Origin of the sequence: Burkholderia sp. WSM2230 (genome assembly GCF_000472445.1) — a bacterium.
Lineage (GTDB): Bacteria > Pseudomonadota > Gammaproteobacteria > Burkholderiales > Burkholderiaceae > Paraburkholderia.
Genome location: NZ_AXAJ01000017.1, coordinates 67,327 through 84,350, shown reverse-complemented (window position 1 = coordinate 84,350; position 17,024 = coordinate 67,327). Strand labels below are relative to the sequence as shown.

Annotated in this window: 16 protein-coding genes; 4 read left to right on the top strand and 12 right to left on the bottom strand. The window is 64.4% G+C overall.

Annotation, left to right across the window (positions count from 1 at the left end):
• Positions 1-28: 28 nt before the first annotated feature.
• The 12 genes from araH to mpl all read right to left on the bottom strand — a co-directional run bounded on the left by araH (position 29) and on the right by mpl (position 14,279).
• A complete protein-coding gene (gene araH / locus A3AC_RS0125320) occupies positions 29-1,045 on the bottom strand; it encodes an L-arabinose ABC transporter permease AraH (RefSeq protein WP_025602243.1) in 1,017 nt (338 codons plus the stop codon).
• Between the two features lie 52 nt (positions 1,046-1,097).
• Complete coding sequence (araG, locus tag A3AC_RS0125315) at positions 1,098-2,630, bottom strand: L-arabinose ABC transporter ATP-binding protein AraG (RefSeq protein ID WP_025602242.1); 1,533 nt, start codon at positions 2,628-2,630, stop codon at positions 1,098-1,100.
• An 84-nt stretch (positions 2,631-2,714) separates the two neighbouring features.
• On the bottom strand, positions 2,715-3,713 hold the full coding sequence (locus A3AC_RS0125310) for an arabinose ABC transporter substrate-binding protein (protein WP_025602241.1): 999 nt from the start codon (positions 3,711-3,713) through the stop codon (positions 2,715-2,717).
• A 138-nt stretch (positions 3,714-3,851) separates the two neighbouring features.
• Entirely contained in the window at positions 3,852-4,628 is a 777-nt protein-coding gene (locus tag A3AC_RS0125305; RefSeq protein ID WP_025602240.1) for an SDR family oxidoreductase, read from the bottom strand.
• Positions 4,625-5,305 (bottom strand): 2-dehydro-3-deoxy-6-phosphogalactonate aldolase, encoded by a 681-nt coding sequence (locus tag A3AC_RS0125300; RefSeq protein WP_025602239.1) that lies wholly within the window; start codon positions 5,303-5,305, stop codon positions 4,625-4,627. The genes A3AC_RS0125305 and A3AC_RS0125300 overlap by 4 nt, the downstream gene beginning before the upstream one ends.
• A 21-nt stretch (positions 5,306-5,326) precedes the next feature.
• On the bottom strand, positions 5,327-6,436 hold the full coding sequence (locus A3AC_RS0125295; protein ID WP_025602238.1) for a 2-dehydro-3-deoxygalactonokinase: 1,110 nt from the start codon (positions 6,434-6,436) through the stop codon (positions 5,327-5,329).
• Complete coding sequence (locus tag A3AC_RS0125290) at positions 6,433-7,413, bottom strand: IclR family transcriptional regulator (protein WP_025602237.1); 981 nt, start codon at positions 7,411-7,413, stop codon at positions 6,433-6,435. The genes A3AC_RS0125295 and A3AC_RS0125290 overlap by 4 nt, the downstream gene beginning before the upstream one ends.
• 895 nt (positions 7,414-8,308) lie before the next feature.
• Entirely contained in the window at positions 8,309-9,031 is a 723-nt protein-coding gene (gene mtgA, locus A3AC_RS0125285) for a monofunctional biosynthetic peptidoglycan transglycosylase (RefSeq protein ID WP_025602236.1), read from the bottom strand.
• Between the two features lie 49 nt (positions 9,032-9,080).
• On the bottom strand, positions 9,081-9,944 hold the full coding sequence (gene aroE, locus A3AC_RS0125280) for a shikimate dehydrogenase (protein WP_025602235.1): 864 nt from the start codon (positions 9,942-9,944) through the stop codon (positions 9,081-9,083).
• A complete protein-coding gene (locus tag A3AC_RS0125275; protein WP_025602234.1) occupies positions 9,941-12,058 on the bottom strand; it encodes a ribonuclease catalytic domain-containing protein in 2,118 nt (705 codons plus the stop codon). Before A3AC_RS0125275 ends, aroE begins: the two co-directional genes overlap by 4 nt.
• Positions 12,059-12,285: 227 nt before the next feature.
• Entirely contained in the window at positions 12,286-12,888 is a 603-nt protein-coding gene (locus A3AC_RS0125270) for a YqiA/YcfP family alpha/beta fold hydrolase (protein ID WP_025602233.1), read from the bottom strand.
• The gene (gene mpl / locus A3AC_RS0125265) at positions 12,885-14,279 is read right to left on the bottom strand and encodes a UDP-N-acetylmuramate:L-alanyl-gamma-D-glutamyl-meso-diaminopimelate ligase (RefSeq protein WP_025602232.1); all 1,395 of its coding nucleotides are present in this window, start codon (positions 14,277-14,279) and stop codon (positions 12,885-12,887) included. The genes A3AC_RS0125270 and mpl overlap by 4 nt, the downstream gene beginning before the upstream one ends.
• 269 nt (positions 14,280-14,548) lie before the next feature.
• Here mpl and A3AC_RS0125260 point away from each other — a divergent pair, with 269 nt between their 5' ends.
• The 4 genes from A3AC_RS0125260 (at position 14,549) to accB (ending at position 16,994) form a co-directional block, all read left to right on the top strand.
• Complete coding sequence (locus A3AC_RS0125260) at positions 14,549-15,202, top strand: hypothetical protein (RefSeq protein ID WP_025602231.1); 654 nt, start codon at positions 14,549-14,551, stop codon at positions 15,200-15,202.
• Between the two features lie 9 nt (positions 15,203-15,211).
• Complete coding sequence (locus A3AC_RS0125255) at positions 15,212-15,793, top strand: TlpA family protein disulfide reductase (RefSeq protein ID WP_025602230.1); 582 nt, start codon at positions 15,212-15,214, stop codon at positions 15,791-15,793.
• A 194-nt stretch (positions 15,794-15,987) separates the two neighbouring features.
• Positions 15,988-16,443, top strand: a complete 456-nt coding sequence (aroQ, locus tag A3AC_RS0125245; protein ID WP_025602229.1) for a type II 3-dehydroquinate dehydratase — start codon at positions 15,988-15,990, stop codon at positions 16,441-16,443.
• A gap of 71 nt (positions 16,444-16,514) precedes the next feature.
• Positions 16,515-16,994 (top strand): acetyl-CoA carboxylase biotin carboxyl carrier protein, encoded by a 480-nt coding sequence (gene accB / locus A3AC_RS0125240; RefSeq protein WP_025602228.1) that lies wholly within the window; start codon positions 16,515-16,517, stop codon positions 16,992-16,994.
• Positions 16,995-17,024: the final 30 nt, after the last annotated feature.

Here is a 17,024-nt window from a genome sequence, read left to right as displayed (position 1 = left end):
CGTTCGATTCCTTTTTGGGGCGAGTGGATTAATCCCGCGATCCGCGGTTCTTCAACTGGTCGAGCAGCACGGCGGCGAGCAGAATCGCGCCGCGCACGAGGTACTGATAGAACGCGTCGATGTTCATCAGGTTCATCACGTTCTCGACGGTACCCATGATCAGCACGCCGATCACGACACCGGAAATGGTCGCGCGGCCGCCGAGCAGCGACACGCCGCCGAGCACGCAAGCCGAGATCACGTTCAGCTCGAAGCCTTGCGCGGCATTGGGCTGACCCGACGTGATACGCGAAGCGAGAATGACACCGGCGAGCGCGGTCACGGCGCCCTGAATCAGGAAGATGTAGACGCGCGTGCGCTCGACGTTGATACCGGCAAGACGCGACGCCTCAGGATTGCCGCCGATAGCAAGCGTATTACGGCCATACACGGTCTGATTGAGCATCACGCCGAACACGATGAAGCACAGCAGCGTGACCCAGATCGGCAGCGACACGCCGAAGAAGCTCAGGCCGCCCAGCGCGATGAACGTATCCGACGACACGCCCACGGCCTGGCCGTGCGACGCGATAAAGCCGAGGCCACGCACGATTTCCATGGTCGCGAGCGTGGTGATCAGCGCGTTGATGCGCAGATACGCAATCACCGCGCCGTTGACAAAGCCGATCACAGCACCCGCCGCCACTGCGGCAACAATTGCGATGAACGTGTTGTCGGTCGCGTTGAGCACCATCGCGCACAACACGCCGGCAAACGCGACGGTCGAACCAATGGAAAGATCGAAGTCGCGCGACGCGAGACAGAACATCATCGTGCACGCGACCATGCCGATCTGCGAAATGGACAGCGCGAGGCCGAGCATGTTCTCGATCGAGAAAAAGTGGTCGACGGTCAGCGACATCGTCACGAACATCACCACGAAGATCAGGATCAGGCTGTACTCGGTGATCTGCTGCCACCACTTCGCCTTGTCGCTCGTCTGCGGAATCAGCGCTTCGGCGGCACTCTTGGCGGCCTGTTGCGCGAGGTTTTCTCTAGCTTGCATTTGAAGACTCCTCCCGTTCCCCACGGGTTGCCGGACTTTCGTCCAATAATGTTCAGGCCGCCTGTTGAGCGGCAGTTCCTGGCAGTGCGGTCGAGCTTTGCGGCAATGCGAGGCCCAACACCGCTTGTTCCGTTGCATCCTTGCGCGCGAGCTCGCCGGAAATTCGTCCCTGGCGCATCACGACGATGCGGTCGGACACGCCGAGCACTTCGGGCAACTCGGACGAGATCATCACGATTGCGCAGCCGCGCTCGGCTAGCTGATAAATCACGTTGTAGATTTCGTGCTTCGCGCCGACGTCGATGCCGCGCGTCGGTTCGTCCAGAATCACCACTTTCAGATCCGGTTCGGCGAGCCAGCGCGACAGAATGGCCTTCTGCTGGTTGCCGCCCGACAGGAAGCGGATTTTCTGGCGGCGGCTCGGCGTCTTGATCTTCAGCAGCTTGATGAAACGGTCCGCGGTTTCCGCCTCTTTCTTGCGGTCGAGAAACACGCCCGCGCGCAGATAGTGGCGCCGGCAACTGATGTTGATGTTCTCCGACACGGTCGCCATCGCGACGATGCCTTCTTCCTTGCGGTCTTCCGGGCACAGCACGATGCCGTGGCGAATCGCTTCGCCCGCGCTCTTCACGCGGATCGGCTTGCCGTCCAGCAGCAGTTCGCCGCCCTTCTTGTGCTCCGTGCCGTACACCAGATGCATCAACTCGCTGCGCCCCGCGCCCACCAGTCCGAAGAAGCCGACAATCTCGCCGCGCCGCACTTCGAAGCTGGCCGGCTCCGAAAGCGCGTGGCCCTCAATTGCCTTCGCGGCAAAGCGCACTTCACCGAGCGGCCGCGGCGAATAATTGTAGATGTCCGAAATTTCGCGTCCCACCATTTCGCTGACGATCGTGTCGCGCGACACGCCTTCAAGCGTGGGATGCGAGGCGACCTTGCGTCCGTCCCGGAAGATCGTGCAGGCGTCGCACAGTTCGTAAATCTCGTCCATGCGATGCGAGATGTAGATCATCGCGCGGTTGTCGGCGCGCAGATCGCGCACCAGCTTGAACAGCACTTCCGTCTCGCGATGCGACAGCGAACTGGTCGGTTCGTCGAGCGCGATCACGCGGGCGTTGCGCAGCAGCGCCTTGCAGATTTCCACCATTTGCCGTTGCGCGATGGAGAGCTTGCGCAACTTCGCGTCGGGATCGAGCGCGACGCCCATCGCCTCGAGACGTTCGCGCACGAAGCGCTTGGCATCGCGCTTGTTGACCCAGCCGAACGAATTCGGCAACTGGCCGAGCAGCAGGTTTTCCGCGACCGTGAGATCGGGCACGTATTGCAGTTCCTGGTGAATCACCGCAATCCCGGCCGCAATCGACGAAGCAGCGCTCGTGAAGCGCACTTCTTTTCCGTCGATCATCACGCGGCCCGAGTCGGGCTGATATTCACCGCCGAGTATCTTCAGCAGGGTCGATTTCCCTGCGCCGTTTTCGCCCATCAGGCCGTGCACCTGGCCGACGTTGACGTCGAAGGACACACCGTCGAGCGCGCGCACGCCTGGAAAGACCTTGCCGATATTGTCAAAACGTAGCGTCGCTGACACTTCGCCTCCTCTGTCGATCTATTACTGTTGCCGGCGCGCCCCTGCGAAAGCGCCGCGCCGGCAGTTCACTTCATTGCATCATGCTTACTTCGAAGCCAGGCCCATCTTCTCGCGCACTTCGCCGACGTTCTCGCGCGTGGCCAGCATGCCGGTCGTCAGCGTCAGCGGGGGCGGTGCTTTGCCTTGCGTGATCCAGTCATACATCAGCGCGGAGGTTTCCTCGCCGTGACGCTTCGGGCTGATGATGACCGTGCCGAAGAAGCCGGTCGGGTTCGGCTTCTTGAACTCGTTCAATGCCGAATCCGACCCGCCGATGCCGATGCCGATCATGTTGTCGGCCTTGAAGCCGCGGCCTTCCGCTGCGCGTACCGCGCCGAGCACGGCTTCGTCGTTCAGGCCGTAGGCAACCCAGTGCTTGAACTGCGGGTTCTTGGTGAGCGCGATGTTGGCGGCGTTGAACGCGTTTTCCGTGTCCGTCTTCGCTTGCGGCGCGGCGATTACGTTGGCCTTCGGAAAGCCGGCGGCCAGCAGCGCGTCCGTGGCGCCGCTCGTGCGATCATGCGCGGTCGGCAGCTGCTCGTAGGTCACGTCGATCGCGCCGACATCCTTCATGTCCCAGCCGCGCTTCTTGATCTCGGCGGCGAGGCCGTCGCCAACCTGCTTGCCGATGTTGTACGCCGAGATGCCCATGTGCGGCACCGACGCGATCGGCTTGCCCGCGCCGTCCACGAGACGGTCGTCGACGGTCATCATCTTCAGGCCGTCGGCCTTCGCTTTCGCGACGATGCCCGGTCCGAGCTTGACGTCAGGCGTGCAGATCACGAAGCCCTGGGCTTTTTGCGCCGACAGGTTGTCGATTGCGCTCATCACCTTTTCGCCCGACGGCGCGCCGATCTTCACGAGCGTGAAGCCCTTCTCCTTGGCGGCGATTTCCGCGAACTTCCATTCGTCCTGGAACCACGGTTCTTCCGGCTGCTTCACGAGGAAACCGATCTTGACCGGATCGGCGGCTTGCGCGACCGGTGCGTTGAAAAGCACACCCGCCGCCGCTGCTGCCAGCGTGAGGAAAATTCTGCGTTTCATGTTGTGTGTCTCCTGACTAATTGATAACGAGAAGGTATCGGCCGCGTCTTCTTGTACCGGTTATGACACACGCGGCCAGCGCGTCGTCCGGTGAAACTGTGCTGCGTTGTTCTTTTTCAGTGGTGATTCAGTCGCAATTCAGTCGTGATAGAGGACCGAGCGGCCGCCATCCACGGTGATGCACGTCGCGTTGATGAACGGCGCTTCGTCCGATGCGAGAAACACCGCTGTCATCGCCACTTCTTCCGGGCGGCCGATGCGCTTCATCGGCTGCAAGTCGATCGTCGCCTGCCTCGCGGCGGCGGGGTCTGGCTGTTCGTTCCACCAGTCGTGCGCCAGCTGCGTCTCGATATAGCCCGGCGCGATGGCATTGACGCGCACGTTGCGCGGCGCGTATTCGATGCCGAGCGCACGCGTGAGCCCAATCACACCGTGCTTCGCGACCGGATACGGAAAGCAGCCCGGAATGATCTTGAACGCATGCGTGGACGCAATGTTCACAATGCTGCCCGCGCCGCGCTCGACCATGCCCGGCAGCACCGCGCGGCAACCGTTCCAGACACCGTCGAGATCGACCGCGAAGCAGCGGCGCCAGTCGTCGTCGGTCATCGTGAGCGGGTCGCAAAACACGTTGATGCCCGCGTTGTTCACCAGGACGTCGACGGGTCCGAGCGCCCTTTGCGCCTCGTTCACCGCGTGCTGAACCGAGGCCGCCTGGGTGACGTCGGTATGCACGGCCAGCACGCGCGCCCCGGTTTCCGAGCGGATCTGCTCAGCCGTCTGCCGCGCCGTCTCGATGTCGAGTTCGGCGAGCGCCACCGCCGCGCCTTCACGAGCGAACGCGAGGGCGATGGCCGCGCCGATACCGCGGCCCGCGCCGGTCACCAACGCGACTTTACCGGCGAGCCGTGTCATTTCTTCGCACCCGCGCGCGCCACGCGCAGACCGTTGATGAACGCCTTCGCGTGCGATGCGGTTACGGCCGCGCTCTGCCCCGGCTTGTAGAGCGCCGAACCGAGCCCGAAACCATTCGCGCCGGCACTGAGAAACGGCCCCATGTTGTCCGGCGTCACGCCGCCGACCGGCACGAGCGGCACCTCTGCCGCGATCACCGCGCGCCAGGCTTTCACGACCTGGCAGCCGAGCTGCTCGGCGGGGAACATCTTCAATACGTCGGCGCCGTTCTTCAGCGCGATGAACGCCTCGGTCGGGGTCGCGACGCCCGGCGCGCAGGCCATGCCTTGCGCTTTGGCTGCGTTGACCACTTCCGGGTCGCTATGCGGCATGACGATCAGTTCGCCACCCGCGGACTTCACGTCCTTGACGAAACTCGGATGCAGCACGGTGCCCGCGCCGACGATCGCATCGGCGGGCAGCGCCTTGCGGATCGCGGCGATGCTGTCGAACGGCTGCGGCGAATTCAACGGCACCTCGACGATGCGAAAGCCGGCTTCATACAGCGCCTGACCGTGCTCCGCCGCATCGGCGGGCGTCACGCCGCGCATGATCGCGATCAGCGGACATGCCTCGAACGCCGCGATCAGACCCGCGTGCGGCATGTACGGAGCGGGCAGATTGATGTGAGGTTGCATGGCGGTTCCCTTATCGGTTCCCTATTTCGTGGATGACGGCGTGGCCGCCCGACCGGCGCGCGCCGCGTGGGCGGCCGGCTTGACGAGCCCCGCCTCCGAGGCGACACGCCACAAGCCGCGCTCGGTCGCTTGCCTGACGAGCTCGGCGTGCGTGCAGCCGAATTGCGCAAGCGCGACGCGATAGCGTTCGCACAGCGCTTCATTGCCGATGAGGCGCAGGCTCTGGCCCGCGAGCGAACTGTGCTGCTGCGCAAGCACCGCTTCGAGGCCGGCCAGTTCATGTCCGATCAGCAGCCCGGACAGATAGTCCGGCTGCTGCTCGCGCGAAAGTTGCCCGGTGAGACCCAGCGTGCGCGAACTGAAGACCGTCGCGAGCACACCCGCCTGGCCCTTGTCCCGCGCGATGTCCACGCCGCGCAGAAACGATTCGGAATCCGGACGATCCGGCGTCACCATCGTGCGGCCGAGAATCGTGTGTTCGCGCAGTGCGCCGAACACTTCCCCGGTCATGAACGTATGAAAACGTTCGATGCGGCCCGCCTGCACCACCGCCCATTTGGCGTGTGTGCCCGGCAAGCCTATCAGCGCCTGCTTGCCGCTGTCCGCGCCAGCGAGGTCCTCGCCGAGCGCGCCGAAAATCTGCGTTTCCTCGCCGCGCATCACGTTGGGCAGCTCGCCGCGTTGCAGCACGCCGGGCACGATGTTCAGCGTCGCGCCGCAGGCCGCCTGCACGCGCACAATGCCAGCCGCGAGCGCGTCGGCGCTTGCGGGCGTCTCGACGTAGGGCGCCTCGAGCCAGCCCTGTGCGCTGCCGACCATGCCCGCGGCGATCACCGGCGTGCCGGGCGCCGCGTCGAGCCACGCGCCACAAGCGTCCTTGAAAGCCGCGTCGAAACCGCCTTGCTCGGCGCTGCGCGGCAGATTCATGATGCCCGCCGTCGACGCGCGCGTCGCCAGTACGTTGCCGGCCGCGTCGTAGAGATACGCGCGCAGCGACGTCGTGCCCCAGTCGAGCGCGATCAGCGCTGCCTGGCAGGCGGCTTCGGCGTCGCCGCCAGCTTTTGCGTTGGCTCCGTCAGCGCGGGCTGCGAGCTGCGCGTCCGACGGTGTCGGCGAACCCGCCTGTTTCATCGCTTGATCCTGCGGGTTGTGGGTTGTGGGGCGCGCCAGCCGAGTTCTTCGGAGATCGCACGCGCTTCGCGCTGTACGACCGGAATCAGTTCGTCCATGCGTTCGAGGGGCATATAGGGAATCGTGCTCGCCACCGACAGCGCCGCGACGATCGCGCCCGATGCATCCCGCACCGGAGCCGCGACGCAGCGAATCGACGCTTCGTTTTCCTCGAGATCGAACGTGTAGCCGCCGGCGGCATAGTTCGTCATGCGTTGCATGAAGGTCTGCGCGTCCGGGCGGTTATCGGGCTTGAACGTGACACTGGCGAGCGCGCGGCGCGATGCGTCGAAGAGCGACTGCCAGAGCTCGGGCTTGAGGTCGAGCATCATGGCCTTGCCGATGCCTGTCGACGCAAGCGGCATCCGGTGACCGACGCGCGAGCGCATTTCGAGGCCGCGCGTGCCGGGAATCTTGTCGATGTACAGCACGTCGTCGCCGTCGCGCACGCCGAGGTGAATCGTGTCCAGCGTCTGTTCCGCGAGCGATTCGAGATGCGGACGCGCAACTGCGGTAAGCGGCATCTGTTCGAGCGCGATGGTGCCGAGTTCGATCAGCTTGGGACCGAGCAGATAACCGCCTTGCACCTGCCGCAGGTAGCGCGCCTGCACGAGGCTGCTGACAAGCCGATGCGTGGTGCTGCGCGTGGTGCCAAGCGCGGCGCCGAAGGTGCGCAGATCGCGCACGCCGGCGGCGGCTGCTTCCAGAATCGCGAGACCGCGCAGAAGTGTCTGTGTGCCGGCCTGTTGCGGCGTGATGTCGAGCAGCGTGCTCGGCAACGCGATTTCGTTGACGACGGCGGGCTGCGCGGCCGCGCGCGGCGGCGCTTTGGCTGCGGAGGCAGCCGAGCGCGGGGCGGCGCTCGACGCGTGCTCCGCATGCGGCGCCAGATCAGCTTCGGCCGCGCTTTCGGCGTGATGGGGCATCGCTTTATTCATGGCGATTCGCTTTTCGGTGGTTTCTGCGCTTACAGCGCGGGGCCGGAGAGCGGGCCTTGGGTGCGCGCGACGCTGCGGGCGCGGGGATGCTGCCTCGTGGCTTTGTTAGGCATGGTTGGCTTTGTCTCCGGGTTTTTTTGCTGCCGCAGATGCGTGTCTGCTTGTTGGAACCGATTGTAGGGCGGTTTTTGAGAAAGCTCCAATATGTGATTGGAGTGGTCAGATAATGGGATTTTTTGTTGCCGTGGGCTCGGGTTTTGAACCTATTGGCCTTTTCTTGAGTTCACGGTGGTCTATTAGTGTTGCCCCTGTGCGGGGCGGCACTTACTTTCCTTGTCCCCCAAGGGACTTCCTTCGGGGCGCCGCCGCAAAGAAAGTAAGCAAAGAAAGCGGGCTCACACCGCCAGCTCATAAGTGGGTCCCCTGGCTTGGAGAAGGTAGTGGTGCGTCTGGAATCTGTTCCCTCGCGCGTTCGGCGTTAGACAAGGCAGTCATGCTTCCCGCCTGGCACTGCGTGCTCGCCGGAAGGGTCGCGCCCGAAACCGCCCAGTGCGTTTACCGGGCGGTGCCGTCGGCTTGCCTCGGCGGCGCGCGAACACAGACAGCGCCTCTCGCAAGCACAAACAGCAGCGCAGAAACGAAAGCTCAGGAACCCGAACAGAAGATGAAGAACGGAATAGACAACGAAGGGAGGAAGGGAAGAGGTTTTCAGAACGACCGCTGCGGCGCGCGCAGCGTGGCCGGAAGAATGACTGCCTTGTCACTAGCGCGGAATGTGCGACGGCACGGATTCCAGATGCACCACTACCCCTCCAAGCCAGGGGACCCACTTATCAGCTGGCGGTGTGACCACCTCGATCCCACAACGGTGTATAAAAATCCAACCGCCGCCAGCTCACTCGGGCAATTCCGCCGCCCCCATCCTCCGCGCGATCACCCGCGATCTTTGCTGGAGATACTTCGACCCGCGATGCTCATCGAAATACTTGGGCTGCGGCAGCATCACCGCGAGCCGCGCCGATTGCGCCGCGGTCAGCGCGCTCGCGGACGTCCTGTAGTAATAACGCGCCGCCGCCTCGGCGCCATACACCCCGTTGGCCCACTCGACGGAATTCAGGTAGATCTCGAAGATGCGCTCCTTGTCCATCAAGGTCTCCAGCATCCACGTAATGATCAACTCCTGCCCCTTGCGGATATAACTCTTCTCACGCGACAAAAAGAGGTTGCGCGCGAGTTGCTGTGTGATCGTCGAGCCTCCGCGGACAATCTTGCCCTTGGACTTGTTGCGCTCCCAGGCCTGCAGAATGGCGTCGGTTTCGTAGCCGTTGTTGTTGACGAACTTGGCGTCTTCGGAAGCAATGATCGCCCGCTTCAGATTGCGCGAGATCTGGTCGTAAGGCACCCACGTGCGCTGAATCGAAAGATCAGGCCTTTCGCGCGACAAACGCCACGCGTCCGAGCGCATATAAGCCGTCGAGCGCGGATTGACATAGTTCCACACCGCAATCTGCGCGAAGTAAAAGAGTTGCGTCGCGAGCCACGCGAAAACCAGCACGGCAGCCAGATAAGCAATCCATCGCGCCGGACCAGGCCGGCTCGCGCGCCGCGTTGCTGTCATCGGAATGTCGTGTGTTGTGTGAGTGCAGTGGTGCGGCGAGGCGCGCGCGTCAGGCGTGCGACGGCGCCGTCAGCAGCACGCGCAGTTCCGCCAGCACCGGCGCGCCGTCGGGCCGCACGCCGCGCCAGACATAAAACGATTCGGCCGCCTGCTCGACCAGCATGCCAAGGCCGTCGGCGCCGCGCGCGCCGAGCTTCTGCGCGTACTCCATGAACACGGTCGGATGCGCGCCGTACATCATGTCGTAGGCCAGCGTACTGTTGCCGAATGCGCCGTCGTCGCATTCGGGCAACGAAGCTTCCAGGCTGCCCGCGGTTGCATTGACGATCACGTCGTACGCGCCCGGCTCGATTGAGCGCGCGTTGCCGCCGGTCAGACGACACGCGGCGTCGGCGGCGGCTTGCGCGAACTGGGCGACCAGCGCTTCGGCTTTCGCCGCCGTCCGGTTGACGATGGTAAGCGTGTGCGGCCCACGCTCGAGCATCGGCAACACGACGCCGCGCGCGGCGCCGCCCGCGCCGAGCAGCAGAATGCGTGCGCCCTTCAGCGGCACGCCGAGATTCACCTCGATGTCGCGCACGAGCCCAAAACCGTCCGTGTTGTCACCGTAGACGCCGTTCGAGTCGACCCGCAACGTATTCACCGCGCCGGCAGCGGCCGCGCGCGGCGAAAGCACGTCGGCGAAAGCATGCGCGTCGAGCTTGAACGGCACCGTCACGTTCAGCCCGCGACCGCCCGCTCCGATAAACGCGCGCACGTGCGGCACGAAAGAGTCCACCGGCGCGAGCAGCGCGCCGTACTCGACCGGCTCGCCGGTCTGCGCGGCAAACCGACTGTGAATGAACGGCGACTTGCTATGGCCGACCGGATTGCCGATCACCGCATAACGGTCTTTCATGTGCGTAGCGCTCATCGTCCGGGTTCCGTGATCTGCTGCTCGCTGGCGGAATTCGAGCCCTCGCCGTCGGACGTGGCGTCTGCGTTCCCGGCGTTCCCGGCGTCCTCGGCAGCAGCTTCGGCTTGCGCCTCGGCTTCGCTCTCGGCGCTTTCGTCCGATGCTTCGACGATTTCTTCGTCTTCGCCTTCGTCGGCCTCGTCCGCTTCGCTGCCGCTGGTAACGGTGGGCGCATCCAGCACATGCAGAAGGCGCACAGACGCCTCGACGGTCAATTCGTCAATCGACATCACTTCCATCTGCAGACGCGTGCCCCGCGCATGCACGCCGAGCCCCGGCACATGCAGCAGCAGCGGAATCTCCTCGAGCCGCACGAGATCGCCCTTCACCACCGACGCGACCACCTGCTTTTTATTCTCCTGCTTGAGCCAGCGCAGGCACCAGAAATATTCCATGCGGCGCTGGTGATCGGCGTACGCGCTGTAGGTGTCGTCGAAACCTTGCACGACGGCGAACAGGTCGGCGTCTTTCGGCTTGAACGGCGCCGCCAGCTTCGCGGTCACGCCATGCTGGACGCAAGCGAGCAACTGCCACTGATTCACCAGGTCGACATAACGACGCAGCGGCGAAGTGCTCCACGCGTATTGCGTGACGCCGAGCCCTTCATGCGGCGCGGCATTGGTCTGCATGCGCGTGCGCTTCGGGCCGGTCGGCGCGCCAAACGCGCGCTGTGTGCGATAGATGCCCGGCACGCCGTGATCGTGCAGGAACGCGCCCCACGACGAGTTCGCGAGAATCGCCAGTTCGGCGACGATCGTGTCGAGCGGCGAGCCACGCCGGCGCGGCGTGATCGTGATGTGCTCGCCGTCCACGTAGAAGTTGAAGTCGGTATTGCGCTGCACTTCGCGGCGCAGACCGTAACCCGCGCGCGCGGCCTGGCGCTTTTCGAACAGCGCCTGCGCGAACGGCCACAAGACGGCGATATCTTCCTTGTGCGGATAGTCGCCCGTGCCGGCGGCAAGCGCTTCTTCGGTGACTAGTTCGTCGAGCGTGTTGTGACGCAAGTTGTTCTTCACGAACACGCGCTCGGCGCGCGTTTCGCTCGCGACGATTTCCTGCGTCTCGCGATTGACGATCACATACAGCGACAGCGCCGGGCGCAAACCGCCCTCGGCGAGCGTAAACGCATCGACGACGTTGTCGGGCAGCATTGTGATCTTGTCGCCCGGCATGTAGACCGTGGACAGACGCGCGCGCGCAATGGCGTCGATCTCGTCGCCGCGCTGAATGCCGAGCGCCGGCGCGGCGATATGCACGCCGATCCGCACGCGGCCGTCCGCGAGATGCTCGACCGAGAAAGCGTCGTCGATTTCAGTGGTCGTAATGTCGTCGATCGAAAACGCCTGCACGTCCGCTTCCGGCAGATCGTCCGGCAAGCCGCCGAGCGTGACCGGCGGAAAGCCGGTGCCGTGCGGGAAAAACTCGGCGAGAAACTTGGCCTCGTGCAGCGCACGCGCCGAGGGAATTGCGCCGCATTCGAGCATGAGGCGCGCTTGCGAAATGCCGCGCGCGGCCGCCGCCGCTTCCAGCGCCTTGTATTCGATGGTGTTCTTGTCCGGCTTCGTGAGCAGGGCGAGCGCCGTCTTGCCGGTGAAGGCCTCCGGCAAGCGGCCGGCTTTCAGTTCTTCCTCGTAGCCTTGCTGCACGAGCGCCTGCTGGCGCTTGCGCTCGAGACCCGCGAGCGCCATTTTCAACTGTTCCTGCGGCGCGCGCTGATACATGCCGCGGCCCTTGCGGCGGAAATAGACCGGCGCGCCATGCATGCGCAGCACGAGCGCCGCGCGCTCAGTCGCGCCGAAGCGCTCGCCGAAATATTCCGCGCCTAGCGTCGCGAACGGAAATTCGTCGTCCGGTGCGCATTCCCACAGGAAGTCGAGATCGATTTCCTGCGCGACGGCATCCGCCTCCAGCATCAGCTCGGCAGCGCCCGGCTTTTCGAATTCGATCAGCACGTCTTTCGCGCGCACCTTCGCGCGCCGGCCGCCCGGCAACTCGACCTGAAACGCATCGCCCTGACGCGACAGCACGCTGCCGGCCTTGAAACTGCCCGATTCCTCGAAGAAAACGTTCACTCAATACTCTCGTCTGACTTGCATCCGCCGGCGTGCGCGGCACGGCAACGTGTTCGTGATGATGGATCCGCCGCGCGCGACGCGCGCATGCGGCATGAATCTGATGACTCGCGGCGCTTTGAGTGCCGCTGTCGGACTGCCTGTTTCGGGACCGCGCCGGCCATGTGGCCGGTTGTCTGCGCGGACTATCCGCGCCGCTCGTGTTGCGGCTGCGGCTCCACCGGCGTTCAAGCAGCCTCGCGCGGCGCCGGCGGCTCGATGTCCTCGGCGTCGCAGAAAGCCAGCACGTCGTCGAGATAGTCGGCGAACTCGCTGATCGCGTGGTCGCTGCCCTCGATCAGCGTAGTCCGCGCGCCAGGATAGTGCGCGAGCATTTCGCGGTAGTCGAGCACTTCGTCGCCGGTCGCGGCCAGCAAATAATAACGTTCGGGACGCGTGATGGATGTCACGCTCAGCGCCCGCAATTCGTCAAGATGATGCGGCTCCACGACGATGCTGCCGCCGCCGTGCCACAACGGCTGCTCGCCGAGATACGCGCTCAGGTCGCGCTGCGGCACCACCGCGGGGTTCAGCAGCACCGCCGGCCAGCCGTGCTTTTCCGCCAGATAAGTCGCGAAGTAGCCGCCGAGCGAACTGCCTATCACCGTCACGCGCGTCGTGCCGGCGGCGGCCACCAGCGACTCGGCGAGCGCGACTGTCTCAAACGGCGAAACCGGCAGCATCGGGCAGCACCATTCGTCGCTGCGGCCCAGTTCCACGAGCCGCGTGGCCAGCAGGCGCGCCTTGAAAGAATTGGGCGAAGAACGGAAACCATGCAGATAAAGAATCACGTGGCGCCTCGCGAGGACAGAGCGTCGAGCAGTTTCTGATGCACGCCGCCAAAGCCGCCGTTGCTCATCACCAGAATCTGGTCGCCGGGGCGCGCCGCGTGAACCACGGCTTTGACGAGCGCGTCAAGATTGTCGAAGGCTTGCGCCTTGCCGCCGAGCGGCGCGAGGGCTTCCGCCAGGTTCCAGCCAAGCGCGTCGCGCCCGCTCGGTGCGCCGTAGCCGAATACCAGGTCGGCGTCGGCGAGACTGGCGGGCAACTGCGCCTTCATCACGCCGAGCTTCATGGTGTTGGAACGCGGCTCGAGTACAGCGAGAATGCGCGTGTTGTCGCGGCCCACGCGCGCGCGCAGGCCGGCCACGGTCGTTTCGATCGCGGTGGGATGGTGCGCGAAGTCGTCGTACACGGTCACGCCGTCCACGCTGCCGCGCACTTCCATGCGCCGCTTTACGTTGCGAAAGCTCGCCAGCGACCTGGCCGCCTGGGCCGGCGGCACGCCGACATGGCGCGCGGCAGCAATCGCGGCCAGCGCGTTCATGCGGTTATGTTCACCCTGCACTTGCCACTCGACCACGCCCACGCGCTCGGCGTTGTGATACACGGCAAAGCGTTCGTCGACGGGGACGCCGTCTTCCGCGGGCAACGTTTGCCAGCCGCCCTGCACGCCGAAGCGCTCCACCTCGCTCCAGCAGCCACGCGTCAGCACCCGCTCGAGCGCGTCTTCGCGGCCATTGGTGACCACTCGCCCAATGCGCGGCACCGTGCGGATCAGGTGATGAAACTGCGTCTCGATGGCGGCCAGATCCGGGAAGATGTCCGCGTGATCGAATTCGAGGTTGTTCAGAACGGCGGTTTTCGGCCGGTAGTGGACGAACTTCGAGCGCTTGTCGAAGAAGGCGGTGTCGTACTCATCCGCTTCGATCACGAAGAAGCTCGAATCCGTGAGCCGCGCGGAGACGCCGAAATTGAGCGGCACGCCGCCGATCAGAAAGCCGGGATTCAGGCCGGCGTCTTCCAGCAGCCACGTCAGCATCGAACTGGTGGTCGTCTTGCCGTGCGTGCCGGCTACCGCCAGCACCCACTTGCCGTTCAGCACATGTTCGCCGAGCCATTGCGGACCGGACACATACGGCAGGCCGCGGTCGAGAATGGCTTCCATCAGCGGATTACCGCGCGACACCACGTTGCCGATCACGAACAGGTCGGCGTTCAGCCCGTTCAGTTGTTCCGCGTCGTAGCCCTCTATCAGGCGAATGCCTTGCGCCTCGAGCTGCGTGCTCATGGGCGGATAGACGCCGGCGTCGCAGCCCGTCACCGTGTGGCCCGCGCCGCGCGCGAGGACCGCGAGACCGCCCATGAACGTGCCGCAGATACCGAGGATGTGGATGTGCATAAGCCTGTCGTGCCGCGCGGGCGTTTTTCCTGGAAGGGCCCTCCCCTGGCGTTCCGCCAGACCCCGAGGGGCCCAGAAAAGCCCGGGCGGCCGGCGCTTTCCTGTGAGGGATGTGAGGTGAGCGGGCAGCCGGAGCGGCTTCCCGCAAAGGACGCTATTGTAACCGACGCCTTCCGAACACCTAAGCGCACCCGCCCGCCGCGGCGCGCGCCGGCAGCCGCTCCGGGCGGCCAGGAAGGGCTGTCATCAATCTCTAGTATGATGGACGGATGGTTCGCAAATCACATTTTGATCCGCAGCGCGTGCGCGAGGAAATCGCAATTGCCGCCGCGCGCCTGATCGCGGAAGACGGTCTCGACTATGCGACGGCCAAACGCAAAGCGGCCCGCCAGGTGGTCGGAGAAAGCCGCGTAGCCGGCGAATGGCTGCCCGATAACGATCAGATCGAGGAAGAAATCCGCGAGTATCAGTCGCTCTTTCAGGGCGACAGTCAGCCGGCGCTGCTGCGGCGTCTGCGTCGCATCGCAATCGAATGGATGGAGCGGCTCGCACCATTCAACCCCTATCTGACGGGTGCGGTGCTCGGCGGCACGGCCGGCGAACATTCCGACATTCACTTGCAGGTGTTCTGCGACAACCCGAAAGAAGTCGCCATTTACTTTCTGAACGCGAATATTCAGTACGACGTCTCGGAGACGCGTCACTTCGCCGGACGCGGGTACGTGGAGACGCTGAGCTTCCTGTGGCGGCCGGCCAACGAAGCCCGCGATTCGGAGCCCGTCGGCGTTCACGTCGCGCTGTATGAATCGGACGACCTGCGCGGCGCTGTCAAGGCGGACGCCCGCGGACGCACCGCGCGCGCGAATCTGCAGGCGGTTCAGTCGCTGCTCGACGGCAGCGGCGTCGCACCTTCCACTAATTAGACACGCATCATGAATACCCGACGGATCCTGATCGCCGCAGTCGTCGCCGTGATCGCTGCGGGGAGCGGCGTTTTTGCCAATCACTGGTTGAATAGCAACCGCGGCGCTGGTAGCAACGAAGATGTCAGCGAGGTCGCTCGCGCGGCGCAGTCGCAGCCGCCGTCGAACGAAAACGCGGTCGCTCAACTGTGGTCAACGCCGCTCACATCTCCAAACGGCAAGCCACAAACGCTAACTGCGCTCAAAGGGCGGCCGATCGTCGTCAACTTCTGGGCCTCATGGTGCGCCCCGTGTGTCGAGGAAATGCCGGCGCTGTCACAACTTCAGCGGGAGTACCGGAACAAAGGAGTCCAGTTCGTGGGACTTGGCGTGGACTCCGAGAAAAACGTCCAGAGTTTCTTGCAGAAAGTGACCGTCGCCTACCCGGTGTACGTCACAGGCTTTAGCGGCGCGGACCTTGCGCGGGCCTTCGGCAATACCGCTGGCGGGCTGCCGTTCACTGTCGTGATCGACGCCAAGGGCAATGTCCGCTCGACAAAATTAGGCCAGATCGACCCCAAGGCGCTGAAACAGACGCTCGACGCGCTGTAAATTTCACAATCTTTTCACGTATGTTTGCCGATGAAACGTGCAGAATTGCGCGCAGATCGGCCGGACTTGCCAGAAGTTGGGGCGCAGCGCGGACGCCTGAGCAGCGCGGCGCGCGCCGCGTCCGCGCATGAAACTAGACAAGTTTCTCTAATCAGCGCTAAAGTGCGCCCAATTCCACGGAAAAAGAAGCGACCATGACGCGACTGCTGGTACTGCACGGCCCGAACCTCAATCTTCTCGGCACCCGGGAACCGGAGGTTTACGGCCGCGTGACCCTGCCGCAGATCGACCAGGCGCTCGCCGACCGCGCAGCGGATGCCGGTGTCGAACTGGCGTCCTTCCAGAGCAACCACGAAGGCGCACTGGTGGACCGCATCCAGGCTGCGCGCGCGGAAAAGACGGATTTCATTCTGATCAATCCGGCCGCCTACACCCATACAAGTGTGGCGATCCGCGACGCACTGGCAGGCGTCGGCATTCCGTTCGTCGAGATTCATCTGTCGAACGTGCATCGCCGCGAACCGTTCCGGCATCACTCATATTTCTCCGACCAGGCAGAGGGCGTGATTTGCGGCCTCGGCTGGAAGGGCTATCTGTACGCACTGGAGTTCGCGCTCGACCGGCTGGCAGCCGGTTCGTCGCGCGTCTGAATCAACAACACTTCTAATTTGCGCCGGCCGCACACGCGCCGGCACTTCCATGCATTGAAAGGGGCTTCCTGATGGATCTACGTAAACTGAAAACTCTGATCGACCTCGTCTCGGAGTCGGGCATATCCGAACTCGAAGTGACCGAGGGCGAGGGCAAGGTCCGCATCGTCAAGAATGCGCCGCCGGTTTACGTGCAACCGTCCGCCTCGTACGCGCCGCAGCAATTCGCGCAAGCGGCGCCGGGCAACGGTGGCGAAGCTCTGGCAGCAGCGCCGGCAGCAGGCGCGCCGGCCACGCCGGCCGCAGCCGCTCCGCAAGGCCACGTGGTGACCTCGCCGATGGTGGGCACCTTCTACCGCGCGCCGTCGCCGGGCGCGGATCCGTTCGTTCAGGTGGGCGATACGGTCAAGGAAGGTCAGACGATCTGCATTATCGAAGCCATGAAGCTGCTCAACGAAATCGAGTCGGACAAGTCCGGCGTCGTGAAGGAAATCCTCGTCGAAAACGGCCAGGCGGTGGAATACGGCCAGCCGCTGTTCGTGGTCGGCTAACGCGGCGCGCACCGCGCCTTGCTGCGCGCA